This window comes from Flavobacterium sp. P3_A6 (assembly GCF_056403035.1).
Genome location: NZ_JBFUGG010000006.1, coordinates 95,329 through 112,086, shown reverse-complemented (window position 1 = coordinate 112,086; position 16,758 = coordinate 95,329). Strand labels below are relative to the sequence as shown.

General features: G+C 30.3%; 17 protein-coding genes. 5 read left to right on the top strand and 12 right to left on the bottom strand.

Features of this window, described 5'->3' with window-relative positions; all coding sequences use genetic code 11:
• Positions 1 to 8 precede the first annotated feature (8 nt).
• From AC1DVP_RS08105 to AC1DVP_RS08070, 8 genes are all read right to left on the bottom strand, one after another.
• On the bottom strand, positions 9 to 1,430 hold the full coding sequence (locus AC1DVP_RS08105; RefSeq protein ID WP_477182991.1) for a CCA tRNA nucleotidyltransferase: 1,422 nt from the start codon (positions 1,428 to 1,430) through the stop codon (positions 9 to 11).
• A gap of 75 nt (positions 1,431 to 1,505) precedes the next feature.
• Positions 1,506 to 1,880, bottom strand: a complete 375-nt coding sequence (locus AC1DVP_RS08100) for a GxxExxY protein (RefSeq protein ID WP_477182990.1) — start codon at positions 1,878 to 1,880, stop codon at positions 1,506 to 1,508.
• A 48-nt stretch (positions 1,881 to 1,928) separates the two neighbouring features.
• Positions 1,929 to 2,495, bottom strand: a complete 567-nt coding sequence (locus AC1DVP_RS08095; protein WP_477182989.1) for an L-threonylcarbamoyladenylate synthase — start codon at positions 2,493 to 2,495, stop codon at positions 1,929 to 1,931.
• A gap of 6 nt (positions 2,496 to 2,501) precedes the next feature.
• On the bottom strand, positions 2,502 to 3,479 hold the full coding sequence (locus tag AC1DVP_RS08090) for a glycosyltransferase (RefSeq protein ID WP_477182988.1): 978 nt from the start codon (positions 3,477 to 3,479) through the stop codon (positions 2,502 to 2,504).
• Between the two features lie 55 nt (positions 3,480 to 3,534).
• Positions 3,535 to 5,127, bottom strand: coding sequence for a capsule assembly Wzi family protein (locus AC1DVP_RS08085; protein ID WP_477182987.1), 1,593 nt, complete (start codon positions 5,125 to 5,127; stop codon positions 3,535 to 3,537).
• Between the two features lie 183 nt (positions 5,128 to 5,310).
• Positions 5,311 to 6,267 (bottom strand): glycosyltransferase, encoded by a 957-nt coding sequence (locus tag AC1DVP_RS08080; RefSeq protein ID WP_477182986.1) that lies wholly within the window; start codon positions 6,265 to 6,267, stop codon positions 5,311 to 5,313.
• 307 nt (positions 6,268 to 6,574) lie between these two features.
• Positions 6,575 to 7,516: a glycosyltransferase family 2 protein gene (locus AC1DVP_RS08075; RefSeq protein WP_477182985.1), complete on the bottom strand. Its 942-nt coding sequence runs from the start codon at positions 7,514 to 7,516 to the stop codon at positions 6,575 to 6,577.
• A gap of 96 nt (positions 7,517 to 7,612) precedes the next feature.
• Positions 7,613 to 8,683, bottom strand: coding sequence for a glycosyltransferase family 4 protein (locus tag AC1DVP_RS08070; RefSeq protein WP_477182984.1), 1,071 nt, complete (start codon positions 8,681 to 8,683; stop codon positions 7,613 to 7,615).
• Positions 8,684 to 8,769: 86 nt separating this feature from the next.
• Between AC1DVP_RS08070 and AC1DVP_RS08065 the strand changes: the two genes are divergently transcribed.
• The gene (locus tag AC1DVP_RS08065) at positions 8,770 to 9,531 is read left to right on the top strand and encodes a lipopolysaccharide kinase InaA family protein (protein WP_477182983.1); all 762 of its coding nucleotides are present in this window, start codon (positions 8,770 to 8,772) and stop codon (positions 9,529 to 9,531) included.
• On the opposite strand, the gene AC1DVP_RS08060 is transcribed toward AC1DVP_RS08065, so the two are convergent.
• The 3 genes from AC1DVP_RS08060 to AC1DVP_RS08050 form a co-directional block, all read right to left on the bottom strand.
• Positions 9,515 to 10,306 (bottom strand): glycosyltransferase family 2 protein, encoded by a 792-nt coding sequence (locus AC1DVP_RS08060; RefSeq protein ID WP_477182982.1) that lies wholly within the window; start codon positions 10,304 to 10,306, stop codon positions 9,515 to 9,517. The two genes, AC1DVP_RS08065 and AC1DVP_RS08060, sit on opposite strands and share 17 nt — an antisense overlap.
• Positions 10,307 to 10,316: 10 nt before the next feature.
• Complete coding sequence (locus AC1DVP_RS08055) at positions 10,317 to 11,288, bottom strand: glycosyltransferase family 2 protein (RefSeq protein WP_477182981.1); 972 nt, start codon at positions 11,286 to 11,288, stop codon at positions 10,317 to 10,319.
• A gap of 112 nt (positions 11,289 to 11,400) precedes the next feature.
• Positions 11,401 to 12,468, bottom strand: coding sequence for a glycosyltransferase family 9 protein (locus tag AC1DVP_RS08050; protein WP_477182980.1), 1,068 nt, complete (start codon positions 12,466 to 12,468; stop codon positions 11,401 to 11,403).
• Positions 12,469 to 12,561: 93 nt separating this feature from the next.
• On the opposite strand from AC1DVP_RS08050, the gene AC1DVP_RS08045 reads away from it, so the two are divergent.
• The 3 genes from AC1DVP_RS08045 (at position 12,562) to AC1DVP_RS08035 (ending at position 15,144) form a co-directional block, all read left to right on the top strand.
• Positions 12,562 to 13,254, top strand: coding sequence for a polysaccharide deacetylase family protein (locus AC1DVP_RS08045; protein ID WP_477182979.1), 693 nt, complete (start codon positions 12,562 to 12,564; stop codon positions 13,252 to 13,254).
• 8 nt (positions 13,255 to 13,262) lie between these two features.
• A complete protein-coding gene (locus AC1DVP_RS08040) occupies positions 13,263 to 14,015 on the top strand; it encodes a glycosyltransferase family 2 protein (protein WP_477182978.1) in 753 nt (250 codons plus the stop codon).
• Positions 14,016 to 14,391: 376 nt separating this feature from the next.
• Positions 14,392 to 15,144: a glycosyltransferase family 2 protein gene (locus tag AC1DVP_RS08035; RefSeq protein WP_477182977.1), complete on the top strand. Its 753-nt coding sequence runs from the start codon at positions 14,392 to 14,394 to the stop codon at positions 15,142 to 15,144.
• 111 nt (positions 15,145 to 15,255) lie between these two features.
• On the opposite strand, the gene AC1DVP_RS08030 is transcribed toward AC1DVP_RS08035, so the two are convergent.
• Positions 15,256 to 16,071 carry a 2,3,4,5-tetrahydropyridine-2,6-dicarboxylate N-succinyltransferase gene (locus tag AC1DVP_RS08030; RefSeq protein WP_477182976.1) on the bottom strand — a complete coding sequence of 272 codons (816 nt, stop codon included), beginning with the start codon at positions 16,069 to 16,071 and terminating at the stop codon, positions 15,256 to 15,258.
• A gap of 198 nt (positions 16,072 to 16,269) precedes the next feature.
• Between AC1DVP_RS08030 and ruvX the strand changes: the two genes are divergently transcribed.
• Complete coding sequence (gene ruvX, locus AC1DVP_RS08025) at positions 16,270 to 16,680, top strand: Holliday junction resolvase RuvX (RefSeq protein ID WP_477182975.1); 411 nt, start codon at positions 16,270 to 16,272, stop codon at positions 16,678 to 16,680.
• Positions 16,681 to 16,758 lie beyond the last annotated feature (78 nt).

Genomic DNA, 16,758 nt, shown 5'->3' with positions numbered 1-16,758 from the left:
TTTTTCTGTTATTTTTCCGCTTTTTTCAATCCCAACTTCTCTGCTCTTTTCATCATAAATTCATAAGCAGCATTATAATCATTGGCGATTTCACCTTCCAAGATTGCTTCTTTGATTGCTTCTTTTAGCATACCAATTTCGCGGGAAGGCTTTAAGTCAAAGATTTCCATAATTTCCTCGCCAGAAATAGGCGGTTGGAAATTGCGAATGTGATCGCGTTCTTCTACTTCCACAATTTTTTTGCGGACAATTTCAAAATTGCTATGGTATTTCCTGAATTTATTAGGGTTTTTGGTTGTGATATCGGCTTCACAGAGCGTCATTAGATTTTCCACATCTTCGCCAGCATCAAAAACTAGGCGACGTACAGCCGAATCGGTTACAATATCTTGAGCCAAAACGATTGGACGAGAACTCATGATAACCATTTTTTGGACAAATTTCATTTTGTGGTTCAATGGCATGTGCAGGCGTTCAAATATTTTTTTAGCCATTTTTCCGCCAAGGAATTCGTGTCCGTGAAAAGTCCAGCCTTGTTTTTTGTCGAAGCGTTTGGTTGGCGCTTTTCCAATATCATGCAATAAAGCAGACCAGCGCAGCCAAATATCGTCTGTGTTTGGACAAATGTTATCCACAACCTCAAGAGTATGGTAAAAGTTATTCTTGTGTGTGTGGCCTTCTATTTCTTCGACTTGGTTTAAAGCAGTTAGCTCTGGAAGAATGATGTCCAAAAGCCCAGTTTTGAACAATAACAAAAATCCAACGGAAGGCTTATCTGTTGAAAGGATTTTATTCAATTCTTCTACAATGCGTTCTCCGGAAATAATTTTGATGCGTTCGGCATTTTTGGTAATGGAGTCCAATGAATTTTGGTCTATTTCAAAACCCAATTGAGTAGCAAACCGAATTCCTCTAAGCATACGCAAAGGATCATCAGAAAAAGTGATGTCTGGATCAAGAGGGGTTTTTATGATTTTGTTTTCCAAGTCGGAAATACCATTGAATGGATCCGAAAGCTCTCCAAAATTATTGGAACTTAAGGATAATGCTAATGCATTTATGGTGAAATCACGTCTGTTTTGGTCGTCTTCAAGCGTTCCGTCTTCTACAATAGGGTTTCTGCTGTCGAGATTGTAGGATTCTTTTCGAGCGCCCACAAATTCAATTTCGGTTTCCTCAAAACGCAGCATTGCGGTGCCATAGGTTTTAAAAACCTGTACTTTTGGCTTTTTAGGAAGTAAATCAGATACTTTTAATGCCAATTCAATTCCGCTCCCAACGGCGACAACATCAATGTCTTTCTTAAAATCTCTTTTTAAAAGTAAGTCACGCACAAAACCGCCAATAACATAACTTTCGACATTAAGTTCTTGGGATGCTTGCGAAATAACTTCGAATATTTTATTGTTTAAGGCTTCTTTGTAGTTCATATTTTTTTTGCCACGAATTCACGAATTAAAATTTAATATTTTCTTTTTTGAATGGCACAAATTTATTCTTGACTTTTACAAAACAATTCTTTTGTATTCAAGTGATTTATTATTGAAATTGGCTAAAATCGCTAGTTTGTTTGATGATACTTTTAGGTAGTTAATGCATTGTGCAATATGTTTTGAGTCTAATTTTTCGCAAGATTTTAGTTCTAAAACAATTGTATTATAGACCACAAAATCAGCATAGAATTTATGATTTAATATAATGTCTTTATATTGAACAGTATATTCCTTTTCTCTTTCGAAAGGAATATTTAGTTTTTTAAATTCATATTCCAACGCATCTTTATATACAATCTCAGAAAAACCTCCACCCAAATTATTATGAACTTCAAATAGAATTCCCATAATTTGAAAACTTTCGTCTTTGTGAATAATTTGTGTCATGAAAGCATGTTTATTTAAAAGAAATTTGTGAATTCGTGGCTAATTAAATTATTTGCGAATCACTTTTACCTGAGAATCATTAGTCAATTTAATGATTGTGGATGGTTTTCCTGCAATTTTATCGTGGTGCAAATTTACAACATAGTCAACGCCTTTTATAATTTCAGGGCTAATTTCTTTGAAACTTTTTGGTGTAGGCTGGCCAGAGATATTTGCCGACGTCGATACTAATGGTTTTTTCATGCGTTCCATTAATTTAAAACAAAAAGGTTCTTTGACGATGCGAATGGCCAAAGTATTATCGGTTGCAATTAAATTGGGAGCTACATTTCGGGGCTTATCTAAAACTAGTGTAGTTGGATTTTCGGACAAATCCATAATTTGCCAAGCTACTTCAGGAACTTCTTTGAAAACATTGTAAATCATTTTTTCGCCATTCATCAGGCAAATCATGCTTTGAGTTTCGGCTCGCTGTTTGAGTTTGTATATTTTAGCAACGGCCTCAGGATTGGTTGCGTCACAGCCAATTCCCCATACAGTATCAGTAGGATAAAGAATGATTCCGCCTTCTTTTATCACTTCGAATGCGTTGATTATTTCTTGATTGATATCCATTTTGTTTTAATTTAATTGTCTTTTTCCTCTTATCTTGTCTATTATGCTGTTAAAAGCATAAAGAATAGGATTGTCTTTTTTTTGAGAATCGTTATATTTTATAAATAACTCTAAATTAGCTAATGAAATTGCTTTAAAATCCAAATGAAAGCCATGGTGAATACTATCGGCTACGTTCTTATATTTTAAATAATTTCGGTAGTGAATTTTGGCTAACTGTTTGAAATCCTGATATGATTCCGGGACAGTATTCCCTAATATATAATTACTGAATCTCAGATGTTTTTTGACTATATTTTTTTGGAAGCTGCATTTTACGCCAATTTGCTGCTCAGAATGAATTCTGTATGAAATTAATTTATCAGTCACATAGCCTAATTTATTTTGAGAAGCAATGATAATTGATATCCATTCATCATGAGAGAATTTTTTCCCGTGAGGAATGGGTAAAATTAAATTTTTCACTTCTTTTTTAAAACAAAGAGCAGCTCCAGTTACCATATTTCTATTGGATCCAATGAGGCAGAATAAATCAATTGTTTTTTTTAATTGGTCTTCCATAAAATAGACGGAATTCCAAAGGCTAATTTTAGTAAAGTTTTCACTTTTATCATTAATTAAATCACCATTCGAAAAAACGCCTTCTAGTGATGGGTTTGTTTCAAAACAATTAATGATTTTTTCTGCTTTATTGTTTTTCCAAATATCATCTTGATCACTTAGAAATATGTAATCACCTGAGCATATTGTAATTGCTTTTTCAAAATTTTTATTACTTCCTAAAGTAACCTGATTTTTAAATAAAGAAATTTTATTAGGATATTTTAATTTTAATAGCTCTATGATTTGAATGGTTTTGTCATTGGAGCCGTCATCACAAATGATTATTTCGTCAATTGCAATGGTTTGGTTTAAAATACTTTCTAGTTGTTCTTTAATGAATTTCTCTCCATTATATGTACACACGGCAACAGATAATTTCATAATATGCTGTTTTTAATGAAGTGAAAAAAATCTTTTTATGGGAGTAATTTACAGTTTATAAGTGATATTGTAATGAAATTTGAAATTGCACGTTGAGTTTCTCATCGTGGTATTGATATTGAAAGTTTCTCATGTGGGCAAAGTTAAGTTTTGTCTGGATACCGAAGTTGCCAAATTTACGGTATGCATAAGTGTTTAATCTTAAATCAACCCATTTTTGGGAAGAGTCAGTATAGGCATCATAATAAAAATCCATATTATGAGCATAGCGTTCAATTTGAATTCCCCATACTTTGTCCTTTTCCCAAACACTGAAATCTAATGTTTGTAAATTGCTTCCTGGTCCAATTCCAGCTCCTAATACTTGACCTTGATTAGTATATCCATGAAGTATAATACCATGCATATACCAAGCACCTGCAGGTCTTACAATGCGATCGGCGCTTTGTTCCAAATGGGTTGATTCAAAATTTACTTTTAAATACTTGTTTTTATATTTGTTAAGCATAAATAGTTTATTGAATCCAAAAAGATTGGCTCTGGAATGCTCTGGTGAATCAAATAAGTCCCAAATATTTGAGGAATGGTCGTTCCAGCCGCTTTCACCATAAAATTCGAATTTGGATTCTTTCATTGCCCATCTAAAAAAGAGAGAAGCTACTTGATCTCTGCTTTTAGCATCTTCTCCACTTAAATTATTTTTCTGAAATGGAGTGAAAATTGGCATATAATCTGAAAAACCGCTTCCCATATCATCGCGATATACCTGTAAAGCACGGTTCAATCCCACAAAAAGCCCAGGCACCCATTTAGGGTGATAGTTTATCGAAATACCGTTGATGTAGCGCCAATCGTTGGATTTAGGTATTTCGTAATCTACACCATCAATTATAAACTGCGATTTTGGACTGGTTAAACCCGAACCTTCCAGTTTTCCTGAGATGATTTGACCTTCAAAGCTTCCTATTATGGTTTCTACAGGTTTTCTAGTATTTAAGGTAAAATGTAAAAACCCTGGCGCAGTATTACTCATGATTAATGAGTTCCTAACTCCAGGTCCCCACCATAAGTTCTCAGTAGATAATCCAATGGAAAATTTGTTTATATTAACCTTAATGTTACTTTGTCCCCAGTTTAATTTACTATAGTGGTTGTCTCCAAAAGGAGCTGGTATATCAGTATAATTTAAATAATAGGCATTTGATATTCGGGTAGCACTTGATTCGGTTAAAGGGAAAATTTCATAATTAGGATTGGGAGCATATACATATTCTGGTTTTAATTGCATACTCAAAATTCCATATTGTGCATACATTCCAGCGCTGATAAATGTTTGATATCCTTTGGCCGGAATCATAGAACCATCATTCCAACCATAAGGGGCAAAAGTATTGTATTGCTGCGTTAATGTAATTGGAAGAATTTTTGAAATGAATTTTTTGGATTCAATTTCAGTTGTTTGGGTGGTATCTGCAAGTTCTAAAGCTAATGGTCTTAAAGTATGTGAAATAAGAGGATTTCCGTTGCCTAATAATTGTTCGTTTCTGCTTCTTTGTTCAATCATATCTATAGAACCTACTGAGATATTTTGGGAAAGTATAGTATTGCTGATTAATAGTAAAAAAATTATTCGAAATTGGATACACATAGATATTGAAGTTTAGCTAATATTTAATATTTTTTTAGGGAAAAAATGCAAATGTAGTCTTATTTTTAAAACCTTATTTCTCTATTCTTATAATAAGTAAAAAGAATAACTTTAAAAAAAAAGTTTTATTATTAAAAAAGATACAAATTCTTGTTTTATGAAAGTTGTAGAAAACTTTCTTATTTAAAGTTTTCGTTTGTTTATCAATTTATCAATTATTGATGTTAAATGGTATTTAATTGAAAATTTCTTTTTTATAATAAGATTAAAGTCATTATATTCAACTAAACTTTTACTAATTAAAGAATTAATATCCATTTTAGAAACTGAGAATGTTTGGTATTTTTTTGCGTTAAGATATTTTAAATACTTTTTTTTCATTAAATGCCTGTATTCTAAAAAAGTATATGGCTCTTCTAAATCAAGAATAATTCTTTTCAAATTATTTTTAGATTCGATTTTATTCATGTTTTTCATTCCTACTTTTTGTTCATTATGTATTCTATAGGAAATTAAATTTTCAGTAGAATAATATAGAGATTCTCTTAAAATTAATAAAGTAGCTATCTTTTCATCATGTAAAACTATGCTGTCAGTAAAAGAAAACATGAAATCTTTTACTTGTTTTCGAATGCATAAGGTTGCACCTGTTACAATATTTCCGTTTTTTGAAATTATATTGAAATAATCAATTGGTTTTGGAAATTCTTTTTCTAAAAAAAATACAGAATCCCAAATAGTTAGAGAAGGAATTAGATCATCATTTTCATCAATTAAATCAGCATTAGAGAAAACACCTTCTGCTTCTGGATTTTGATCAAATATTGTCAGTGTTTTTTCTATTTTATCTTTTCTCCAAAGGTCATCTTGATCAGATAAAAAAATGAACTCCCCTTGACACAATTTTATTGCTTTTTCAAAATTTTTAGAACAACCTAAATTTTTGGTATTTTGATGTAAATTTATTATTGATGGGTACTTTTTTTGTATTTGAGTAATAATTTCAATGGTATTGTCATTTGAGCCATCATCACAAATGTTGATTTCATCAACTTGGATGGTTTGATTAAAAATACTGTCTAACTGCTTTTTAATATATTTTTCTCCATTATAAGTACATAATGCAACAGATAATTTCATATAGAAACTTATTTTAATTTATTAACTTGATTATCCAATCTTCAATTGTATTTTTTCAAAATTTCCTAATGAATTTTTTGCATTCGCTGCTGAAAAAACAATTAGGAATGTTCACTTTTCTTTTGTCAATAATMAAATATATTGCTTAGACTGTAAAAATGATAATTTTGGATATCAATATTGGTAGTGATTAGTTTTTTTCTAATTTAATATTTTCAAAAACTCTAAAAGTTAGACCTTTTTGTCCTACTCGGTTAATGTCTATCAAAACCTGTACGTCAAGGTTGTATCATTTGTAGGTTTTTATTTAAAATATTGAAGAAGAAATTTTCTGAGAAACCTTCAACGATTTACACAAAGGAGCTCCACTTAAAACTAAAAAAAATAATGACCAGTTTTTGGGTTTAAGAATACTGCTGAAAAAATATTTTACAATTAGAAAAAGCATCACGGTTTTGTGTCCAAAAAAACCATAATGTTTTTGGATGACATAAAGTAACGAGATTTTTAATTCTTTTTTTATAAGAATACAGCGAGGAGTGCTAGCTCCATGATAATGAATAAATTTGGCATCAGGAATTAAATAAGCATATTTTGAGTTTTTTTCTAATCGTTTGCATAAATCAGTTTCTTCAAAGTACAAAAAAAGATTAGTGTCAAATCCGCCAACAGCATTAAAATCTTCCGTTTTTATAACCATAAAACTCCCTGAAATAAGTTGTGCTCTTTGAGGAGCCGTATATATTTTTTTACGGTTTGGATATTTTGCAGGGTTTATTTTTTCTAGAATTTTTCTTCCAAAAATTTCTTTTATAGGCGAGGCAAAATGATCAATGGTAGATAGGAAATCTCCGTTTTCTTTAAAGTTGATCGGTCCGCATATTCCAAAATCAGAATTTTTCTTCATTGCGTCTATAATTATTGACAGACAGTCATTTACAAGAAGAGAATCATTATTTATAAAGGATAAGTATTCCGCATTACTATAATGTACACCCAGCATATTTCCTGCTCCAAAACCCACATTAATATTATTTCTAATTAGTTGGATTCTTGGATTAGACAGTTGGTTTACAAATAATTGAATTTTCAAATAATCTTCCTGCTCAGAACAGTTGTCAATTATTATAATTTGATAATCCAAAAGATCGTTTGTTTTTGAAAGAATACTTTCAATACAGTTTTTTGAAAAAGTACTTGAGTTGTAATTAATTAAAATCGCTGCAACATCATATCTTTTTTGAGTCATTATTAATATTGATTTATACTTTTTTGATAAAAGTAAGTTTTAGTATTTCGCTTTTCTGTTTCGATAGATTTTTAATAACTGCTGAATTTGGTAATTTTAATATAGGCACTTATTATAGACATCTAAATATTCCCCAGCAGCTTTTTTCCAATCAAAAAACAAGGCTCTCTCAATTATTTTTTGCTCACAAATTTGTTTGTTGTTTTCGTAATTATTTAATCCTTCAAAAACAATATTTTTCATGTAGTCAGCATCAAAATCATTCCAGTAATATGCAGCATCCCCTCCGATTTCTGGTAAAGATGTTTTATCGGACAAAAAAACAGGTTTCCCAAAACGCATTGCTTCAATTGGAGGTAAGCCGAAGCCTTCTCTTATGGAAGGAAAGAAGAAAGCTGAACAATTTTTCATAAAAAACTGCTTACCCAATTCATCTACTTTACCAGTCAAAAAAACTTGATTTTCTAAGTTGTTATCGATAATCATTTTTTTTATCACTTGTCCGTATTCTTTATCATTATTTCCAGAAATAATCAAATTGTAGTCCTTTATTATTTTCATCATATTAACAATAGAGATAAAATTCTTGCGCTCTTGAAAATCGCCAATAGAATAAAAAAAAGGCTTATCCATAGGTATCTCGGTTATGTATGAAGAAGTGTCTAATAAATTTGAAATTGGATTTCCATTGTATATTATATATTCTGGAATATTCGGAACATCAAAATACTGATGAGTTTGCTTTTTGGCGAACTCTGATATATACGTTATTGCTGTCGCTCTTTTTAATTTTTGGATAAAAAGCTTATTGATTTTATGATTTAAATCTGATGAAATTTCTTCCACAAAATTAACATCATGTATTGTAAGTAAGTAGTTATTGGCATAATATGGTTCTACTTTAATGTTTTGATTTACAGAATGCCATAAGTCATACTTTTTTCGTTTTCTAAAAATAGCGTGCCTCGACCAGTGGGTATATTTATTGTATTTAAATTTTTCCCCAAATTCACTTTCTAAAGACTCCGGATTCCAAGTATTAAGTGTCAAATCGATATTTTTTAACTCCAATTGATACAGCCCTTTAATTAATTCATAATTAAAAGTTCCTAATCCGGATGCTCTATTCTTAATATTATGGGTTTCGAGGAATACGGTTTTTTTCATAAATTTTCACAAATTTGCGTAAATGTATTGCTTAAATTGGAAAAACAAAAAGCAATACATACTTTTGTCGAAAATTATTTCTATTGATGAATGTACATATTAATTCCAAATTTCAGAATTCTCAATCGAATTTGTCAAACTTTATTAAAAATTTCAAATCATCAGGAACACTCTTCGGCGATGGAGAAAGAAACATTATTAAATTATTTGAATTAGAAGGGAAGACGATAAATATTAAATCCTTTAAGATTCCTAATTTAGTTAATAAAATAGCATACAAGTATTTTAGAAAATCTAAAGCCAGACGTTCTTTCGAATATGCCACTCTTTTATTGGAAAAAGGAATTGGGACGCCACAACCTATTGCTTATCTTGAAAATTACAATTGGTTAGGATTGAAAGATAGTTATTATGCCAGCGAACACCTTCAATGTGACCTGACTTATAGAGAATTGGTTGAAATTCCGGATTATCCTGATCATGAGAATATTCTGCGCCAGTTCACCCGTTTTTCTTATTCTTTGCATCAAAAAGGAATTGAATTCAAGGATCATTCGCCAGGAAATACATTAATTAAAAAGAGTGCCGAAGGAGAATATGAATTCTTTTTGGTGGATTTAAACAGAATGAATTTTCATGAAAAGATGTCGTTTGAACAGCGAATGAATAATCTACGACGATTAACTCCTGTAAAGGAAATGGTCGAGGTAATGAGTAATGAATATGCAAAAGCATCAGGCGAGCCTGAGGATTTGATATTTGAGACACTTTGGAATTTGACATCAAATTTTCAAGAAAAATTTCAAAGAAAGAAAAGATTGAAAAAGAAACTTAAGTTTTGGAAGTAAGATTTCCGTTTTGTTTCCATAGTTTTTTTAATTCTTTGTATCGAACAACAATAGAATAAGCATTTAGGTAACAAATAATTATTCCTTTTTTGCCATCAAGGATTCCTAATCTGATGAAATAGTTGTAAATAAAATTATAAATGGGATGGAAAAATTGATGTAAAAAGGTTGGTTTTACTTTTTTTATAAACTTTTCCTGAGCTTTAAATCTGCCATAAAAAATAATTTTTTCTTTATAGTCATCATAACTCGAATAGGAATAGTGAATTAGTTTGTTTTTTAAAAATCCAATTTCACCATTAACGATTAGTTTTTCGTGAACCAGTCTTTTATCATCATATCTTGCTGATTTTTTATCGAAAAGGCGAAATATTTTATCCGTTTGATTACCGCTATATTTTAAAACAGTATCTTCAAACATAAAAATTCTTTCAAAAAAATAAGCTGTATAGGTTTGATTGTTCTTCAGTGTTTCTATGATTTCTTGCTTTAATTCAGGCGTCAAAACCTCGTCGGCGTCTAGAAATAGTATCCAGTCATTTTTAGCTTGTGAGATTGCAAAATTTCTTTGTGCCGAAAAATTTTCAAATTTATTTTGCGTAAACTTTACTTTAGGAAAAGATTTTGAAATAATTTCTGTTCCATCTGTACTAAACGAATCTACAATTACTATTTCATCTGCAAAATCTAAATCTGATAATAGCGATTTTAAATGTTCTTCCTCATTTAAAGTTATGATTAATACAGACAATTTTTCAGTATTGCGATTTTTCATAAAGGCAAAATTATTTCTTATAGTTTACGGATCTTTTACTTAAACATGTTTGTTTCTGTATAGCATTAAAGTAATAGAAACAAAGATTTTTGAGGATATATCTATTTGTTTTCAATTTCAAATTAAAAAACAAAAATAAGCTTAAAAGAGATAAAAAAGTTTTTTCTATAAGTATAAAGACTATCAAAAGCACATGTGCTAATGCTTTGGTTAATGGATTGAAATTATTGTTTATATATACATGTTTTGAAATGATTACTTCTGTTTTGCTAATATGTTCTGTTTCAAAATCGTTTCTTGAAGAGCCACCGTGTTCATGTAAAATAATTGTGTTTTTTGTCACGGCAATTTTACCATTATTCTGAGTTATTTTTCTGCAAATTTCTACATCTTCAAAGTAGAGCCAATAATCTTCGTTCCAACCATTCACTTTTTTAAACCAATCTTTACTTATAAAAATTACTGCTCCTGTAACCCAGTCAGGATAAAATAAATCTGTTTTGGTGTTGAAAATAGTGTCTATTCTTTTTTTAATTATTTTTCTGTAAAAAAACCTGCTTATCCCAAAAATATGCATTAGTGATGGGAAAATGTTTTTTTGATAAAAAAAACGATTTTTTCTGTCAACCTGTAGACAAGATAATATTCCTATTTCTGAATGGTTTTTGTAAGTTGTATAAAGTGTGTTAAGAGCTTCGGGTGAAATTATGGTGTCTGGATTCAGAAATAAAAAGTAATATCCTTTGGCTTCTCTTGAACCTAGATTGCATCCATTCGCAAAACCAGAATTAATATTGTTTTTGATGAAAATAAAGTCTTCAAATTTATTTTGAAAAATATCAAATTCTCCGTCATTCGAGAAATTATCAACAACGATTACTTCAAAATTTATTTTTGTTTTATCTATTAAAAGTAATGATTCTAAACAGTTAAGTAATGGCTTCCAACTACGGTAATTAACTATAATTATTGAAATGTCCATATACGATGAAACTGTTTTTTGCTATGATTTTAATAGGTTTGAATAAAAGAAAAATAGAAACAATGTTTTTTTATTAATTATTAAAAAAAGAATTCAATAAAAACTAAATTGCTTATAAGTTTTGATCCATAAAAAACTCAATTTTGTCTTTAAATAATTCAGGTGTAAATTGTTGGTATAACAAAGATGCATTTTTCTTTATTTCATCATGATGTAGATTCGTAATTAAATCGGGTTTGTAATCATTAAGATGGACAGATATGTTTTTGAATCCGTCCTCAAAAGTGGCCCAATTTTTCTTTTCTATAAAAGGAGAGAAAATCGTAAATGAAGGTTTGTTTAATGCTTTAGCCATATTAATTGCACCGCCATCATTTCCTATAATTACATCACATCCATCCATTATGGCAATAAATGATCTTAAATCGCTACCCAATAAATCAAAATGTATTTTTTCTTGGGTATTTTTTGAGCAAGAATTGTATATTTTCTTGGCATCTTCTATTTGATTTTCAAAATAATTGAAAAGTATTGTTACGTCTTTATGGTTTGCAGCGTATTCAACTACTTTAGCCATATATTCTAATGGATAAGTTTTGCTTTGCTCACTTCCCAGTAAGCTAATCATTATGATTTTTTTATTTTTATCTATTTTGTGTTGTTCAAAAAGAGAAATTGTATCCACATTTTCTTTTGGGCTAACAAATAATTTTGGAAAAGGATCTATTGTGCTTTTATCTAGGTTTAGTGGATCCAATAATAAAAGACGATTTTCAATTGCAAAACCATAATTAGTATCTTTTGTATTGTCAAAACGTTCTAAATTATGGGTGTAAAATGAAGCAGTGTACCATTTATGATAGGCTATCTTTGTATTGGCACCTGAGAATAAGGTGATTAAATTTGTTTCTAATTTGTTATAAACATCAATTACAGCATCATATTTCTTGGCTCTAATTTCAAAAATAAATTTAAATAGGGAAAAATAATTTTTTCTGACTTTATGGGACAAAACAATTACATTATCAATGTTTGGGTTTCCAATTAGTACATCAACACAATTTGGGTAACACATGAAATCTATTGTAGAATTAGGATACTTTTTTTTCAAATTGTTGCAGATGATTGTACTAGTCAATACGTCTCCAACTCTTTTTTGTTGAATTACTAAAAACTTCATTATAGATTAAGGTTAATTACTAAAAAAAAAATTACTTTTGGGGATTCAGCAAAACTACAAAAAAAAAACTAAATGTCTAAGTTGCCCATTTTAATGTACCATAATGTTGTTGAAGATGACTCTAAGTCTTTAGATTTAAGTATTTCCATATCAAAGCTAGAGTCGCAATTTAAATTCTTGCATGATAATGATTACAAAACATTTCATTTTAAGGATTTAGAAAATTTAAACGAATTACCCAAAAAAAGTGTCATTCTTACTTTTGATGATGTTACCGAGTGCCAGCTTATATATGCGGTGCCTTTACTTGAAAAATACCAATTAAAAGCTTCTTTTTTTATACCATTCTCTTTCGTTGGAAATTTCGATTATTGGATTGAGGGAAAAGAAAAAATAATGAGTGTAGAGCAATTAAAGAAATTAGATAGCAATCTTATAGAGTTAGGCTATCATTCATTTGAGCATAAACGATATGAGGCATTGCCTAAAGAAGAACTGGAACTTGATTTCGTAAAATGCAATGCTTTTATTAAAGAGAATCAATTGGATATAAAACCTGTTTTAGCGTATCCTTTTGGTAATTATCCTAAATCAAATACTGAGTTTACTGTTTTTGAAAAAATAATGCGTGACAATGGCATAAAATATGGTTTGCGAATTGGGAACAGAGTGAATGATTTTCCATTTAAAAATAACTATTTAGTAAAGAGGATAGATATAAAAGGAGAAGATAATTTGTTTAGATTTAGATTAAAATTGAAAATAGGAAAGCTTAAATTGTTTTAAAAGATATTATGAAAATTAGTGGATTAGTTATAACTTATAATGAAGAGAAACATATAGGGAAATGTATAGATGCTCTTTATAGAGTGTGCGATGAAATAATTGTTATAGATTCACTAAGTTCTGATAATACAGTTCAAATTGTCCAAGAAAAAGGGGCTAAAGTTATTTCGCAAGCTTTTTTGGGTGATGGGCCTCAGAGAATTTTTGGGCTTGATTATTGTAAAAATGACTGGATTCTAAACTTAGATGCTGATGAGATTTTAGCAACCGATGCGGAGGAGTTTATTTTGTCAGGAAAGTATGAAAAGGACGATTATGATGTTTATGCTTTCAGATTGTATAATTATATGGATGATAAACTAATCAATTTTTCTGGTTGGTATCCTGATAGAACGTCTCGTTTTTTTAATAAAAAAACAGCATCACCATCACAAGATATGGTTCATCAAAAAGTTTTCGGACTTAAGAAAGCAAAAGTAAATGTTCATATCCATCATTATGCATGGAAAGATCTGAATCAATTTATTGCTAAAAAGAATTTGTATTCGACATGGAACGCACAACAACTTTATGATAAAGGTTTAAGGGTGTCAGGATATAAGCCCATCCTTAATGGAACAGTTGCATTTATACGATGTTATTTTTTCAAAAAAGGTTTTCTGAATGGAATTGACGGATTAACCATTTCGATGGTTCAATCTTTTTTCTCCTATTTGAAATATGCTAAACTCATTAAAATTCAGATTAAAAATAAAAAATAAGTTTTTAGTTTTATAGGTCTCTCTTTTATCCTAATAAAAAGTTTTAAATAAAAAACCAAATCCCAATAGTTTACAATTGGGATTTGGTTTTTTTAGTTTGATGTTGAAATTAGAAATGGATGGTAATGTTATATGTTATTTCAAATTAGTTGTTAAGGTTTTGTTAAATAACAATACGGCATTAAACCTAAAGAATGAATTTGAGTCCAATAACAAAGCGTTTTTTTATTTCAGATTATTAGAGTGAGATGTTGAGTCGAAGATAAGGATGTTATTGCTAAGGAGTGTTTAAGCAGCAATAACTTTAATGACATAAGACAATAATAAAGATAGTTTTTAGTTTTAAAAAGAATATTTTAAGAGAACAAATAATAGAATGGCAATAAGTGGTTTGATTATTACTTTTAACGAAGAAAAAATGATTGGAAAGTGCATTGAAGCACTTTTTAGAGTTTGTGACGAAGTAATTATAGTCGATTCTTTGAGTAAAGATAGAACGGTTGAGATAGCTAAAGCGAAAGGAGCAGTTGTAATTGAACAGCCCTTTTTAGGAGATGGTCATCAACGTACTCATGGTTTGCTTTTTTGTAAAAACGACTGGGTTCTTAATCTGGATGCTGATGAGTTTTTGGACACTGATGCTGAAGATTTTATTTTAAAAGAGAAATATCTAAAAGGAAATTATGATGTTTTTAGTTTTAGAGTAAAAAACTTTTTAGGTAATAAATTAATTGATTTTGCAGGTTGGTATCCAGATTATAAAGTGCGTTTTTTTAATAAAAAGTTAGTAAAACCATCTGATTCAAAAGTGCATCAAACGATGGTTGCTGCCAATGAGAAGAAAATTGCCGTTCATATATTGCATTATGGCTGGGAATCTTTGGAACAAATTATTTCCAAAAAAAATCAATATTCAGCTTGGCATGCGCAGCAGATTTTTGATCAAGGTGTTAGAGTGTCAAGGTATAAGCCAATTCTTAATGGAACAGTTGCATTTGTACGTTGTTATTTTTTTAAGAAAGGGTTTTTGAATGGGCTGGACGGATTGACTATTTCTATGGTTCAAGGCTTCTTTTCGTATATGAAATATTCTAAACTAATTAAAATTCAGAAGGAAAATAAAGGGTAGTTTTCTTTGCTTTTGAAATCAAAAATTTGATTTTATTATAAATAAAAAATTCCAAATTTCAATCGGATTATCAATTGGAATTTGGAATTTAAAATATTAGGTATTTAGAATTTATACCGCTACATCATATTCGCGTAAAGCATTATTTAATGATGTTTTCAAATCAGTTGAGGGCTTGCGTGTTCCAATAATCAATGCACATGGAACTTGGAATTCACCAGCAGCAAACTTTTTAGTATAGCTTCCTGGAATAACCACTGAACGTGCTGGAACAAAACCTTTCATTTCAACAGGAGTTTCTCCAGTAACATCAATAATTTTAGTAGAAGCAGTCAAACAAACGTTAGCTCCAAGAACAGCTTCTTTACCTACGTGAACACCTTCAACAACAATACATCTTGATCCAACGAAAACACCGTCTTCGATGATAACTGGTGCAGCTTGTAATGGTTCAAGAACACCACCAATTCCAACACCACCGCTTAAGTGTACGTCTTTACCAATTTGAGCACAGCTACCAACAGTTGCCCATGTGTCTACCATTGTTCCAGCATCAACATAAGCACCGATGTTTACATAACTAGGCATCATAATTACACCACTAGAGATATAAGAACCATATCGGGCAGAAGCTCCAGGAACTACGCGAACACCTTTTTCAGCATAGTCTCTTTTTAATAACATTTTGTCGTTATATTCAAAGATTCCAGCTTCTAATGTTTCCATTTTCTGAATTGGGAAATACATTACAACGGCTTTCTTTACCCATTCGTTTACTTGCCATCCGTCACCTTTTGGTTCCGCAACACGCAATTTTCCTGAATCTAATAATTCAATAACTTCTCTGATAGCCTCAGTAGTTTTTGTTTCTTGTAGTAAAGCACGGTTTTCCCAAGCTTGTTCTATTATGGATTGTAATTCGTTCATTTTTGTAGAATTTTTTGGCAAAGATAAATGGTTATTTTTTTGAAAACAACCTCGTTCATACAAACTAACATTTTTGCTTCTTTTGTTCAATATATGTTTTTTAATTTTCAATAACATAGTTGAATTCTCAAGATGTCACTTTTTAAAATTTATCTATTGTTTTTTTCTTGCGTACATTTGTAAAATAATCGAAAATAAATGCCAAGAATACTCTCCATAGATTACGGACAAAAACGAACAGGAATAGCTGTTACCGATGAATTACAAATTATTGCATCAGGTCTGACGACCATTCCTTCTGCAGATGCGATAGGTTTTTTAAAAGATTATTTTGCCAAAGAAAAAGTTGAGGTCGTGCTTATTGGCGAACCCAAGCAAATGAATGGTGAGCCTTCTCAAAGCGCTTCGATAATCAAAGGTTTTGTAACGCATTTTACCAATCATTTTCCAGATATGAAAGTCATTCGGGTTGATGAGCGTTTTACTTCCAAAATGGCTTTTCAAACCATGATTGACAGCGGACTCAATAAAAAACAGCGCCAAAATAAAGCGCTTATCGATGAAATTTCGGCAACTATTATGCTTCAGGATTATTTGAATCGGAAGTAGTATGATTAATTTAACAAACCGTTATGGTTTTTAAATGTTTTGTAACTGAAAAATAATTTTTTTTTGTGATTTTTAGAG

What these genes read in the sequence shown, in the direction of transcription:
- AC1DVP_RS08105 (WP_477182991.1), bottom strand. Translation starts at nt 1,430, where the DNA reads ATGAACTACAAAGAAGCCTTAAACAATAAAATATTCGAAGTTATTTCG.
- AC1DVP_RS08100 (WP_477182990.1), bottom strand. Translation starts at nt 1,880, where the DNA reads ATGACACAAATTATTCACAAAGACGAAAGTTTTCAAATTATGGGAATT.
- AC1DVP_RS08095 (WP_477182989.1), bottom strand. Translation starts at nt 2,495, where the DNA reads ATGGATATCAATCAAGAAATAATCAACGCATTCGAAGTGATAAAAGAA.
- AC1DVP_RS08090 (WP_477182988.1), bottom strand. Translation starts at nt 3,479, where the DNA reads ATGAAATTATCTGTTGCCGTGTGTACATATAATGGAGAGAAATTCATT.
- AC1DVP_RS08085 (WP_477182987.1), bottom strand. Translation starts at nt 5,127, where the DNA reads ATGTGTATCCAATTTCGAATAATTTTTTTACTATTAATCAGCAATACT.
- AC1DVP_RS08080 (WP_477182986.1), bottom strand. Translation starts at nt 6,267, where the DNA reads ATGAAATTATCTGTTGCATTATGTACTTATAATGGAGAAAAATATATT.
- AC1DVP_RS08075 (WP_477182985.1), bottom strand. Translation starts at nt 7,516, where the DNA reads ATGACTCAAAAAAGATATGATGTTGCAGCGATTTTAATTAATTACAAC.
- AC1DVP_RS08070 (WP_477182984.1), bottom strand. Translation starts at nt 8,683, where the DNA reads ATGAAAAAAACCGTATTCCTCGAAACCCATAATATTAAGAATAGAGCA.
- AC1DVP_RS08065 (WP_477182983.1), top strand. Translation starts at nt 8,770, where the DNA reads ATGAATGTACATATTAATTCCAAATTTCAGAATTCTCAATCGAATTTG.
- AC1DVP_RS08060 (WP_477182982.1), bottom strand. Translation starts at nt 10,306, where the DNA reads ATGAAAAATCGCAATACTGAAAAATTGTCTGTATTAATCATAACTTTA.
- AC1DVP_RS08055 (WP_477182981.1), bottom strand. Translation starts at nt 11,288, where the DNA reads ATGGACATTTCAATAATTATAGTTAATTACCGTAGTTGGAAGCCATTA.
- AC1DVP_RS08050 (WP_477182980.1), bottom strand. Translation starts at nt 12,468, where the DNA reads ATGAAGTTTTTAGTAATTCAACAAAAAAGAGTTGGAGACGTATTGACT.
- AC1DVP_RS08045 (WP_477182979.1), top strand. Translation starts at nt 12,562, where the DNA reads ATGTACCATAATGTTGTTGAAGATGACTCTAAGTCTTTAGATTTAAGT.
- AC1DVP_RS08040 (WP_477182978.1), top strand. Translation starts at nt 13,263, where the DNA reads ATGAAAATTAGTGGATTAGTTATAACTTATAATGAAGAGAAACATATA.
- AC1DVP_RS08035 (WP_477182977.1), top strand. Translation starts at nt 14,392, where the DNA reads ATGGCAATAAGTGGTTTGATTATTACTTTTAACGAAGAAAAAATGATT.
- AC1DVP_RS08030 (WP_477182976.1), bottom strand. Translation starts at nt 16,071, where the DNA reads ATGAACGAATTACAATCCATAATAGAACAAGCTTGGGAAAACCGTGCT.
- ruvX (WP_477182975.1), top strand. Translation starts at nt 16,270, where the DNA reads ATGCCAAGAATACTCTCCATAGATTACGGACAAAAACGAACAGGAATA.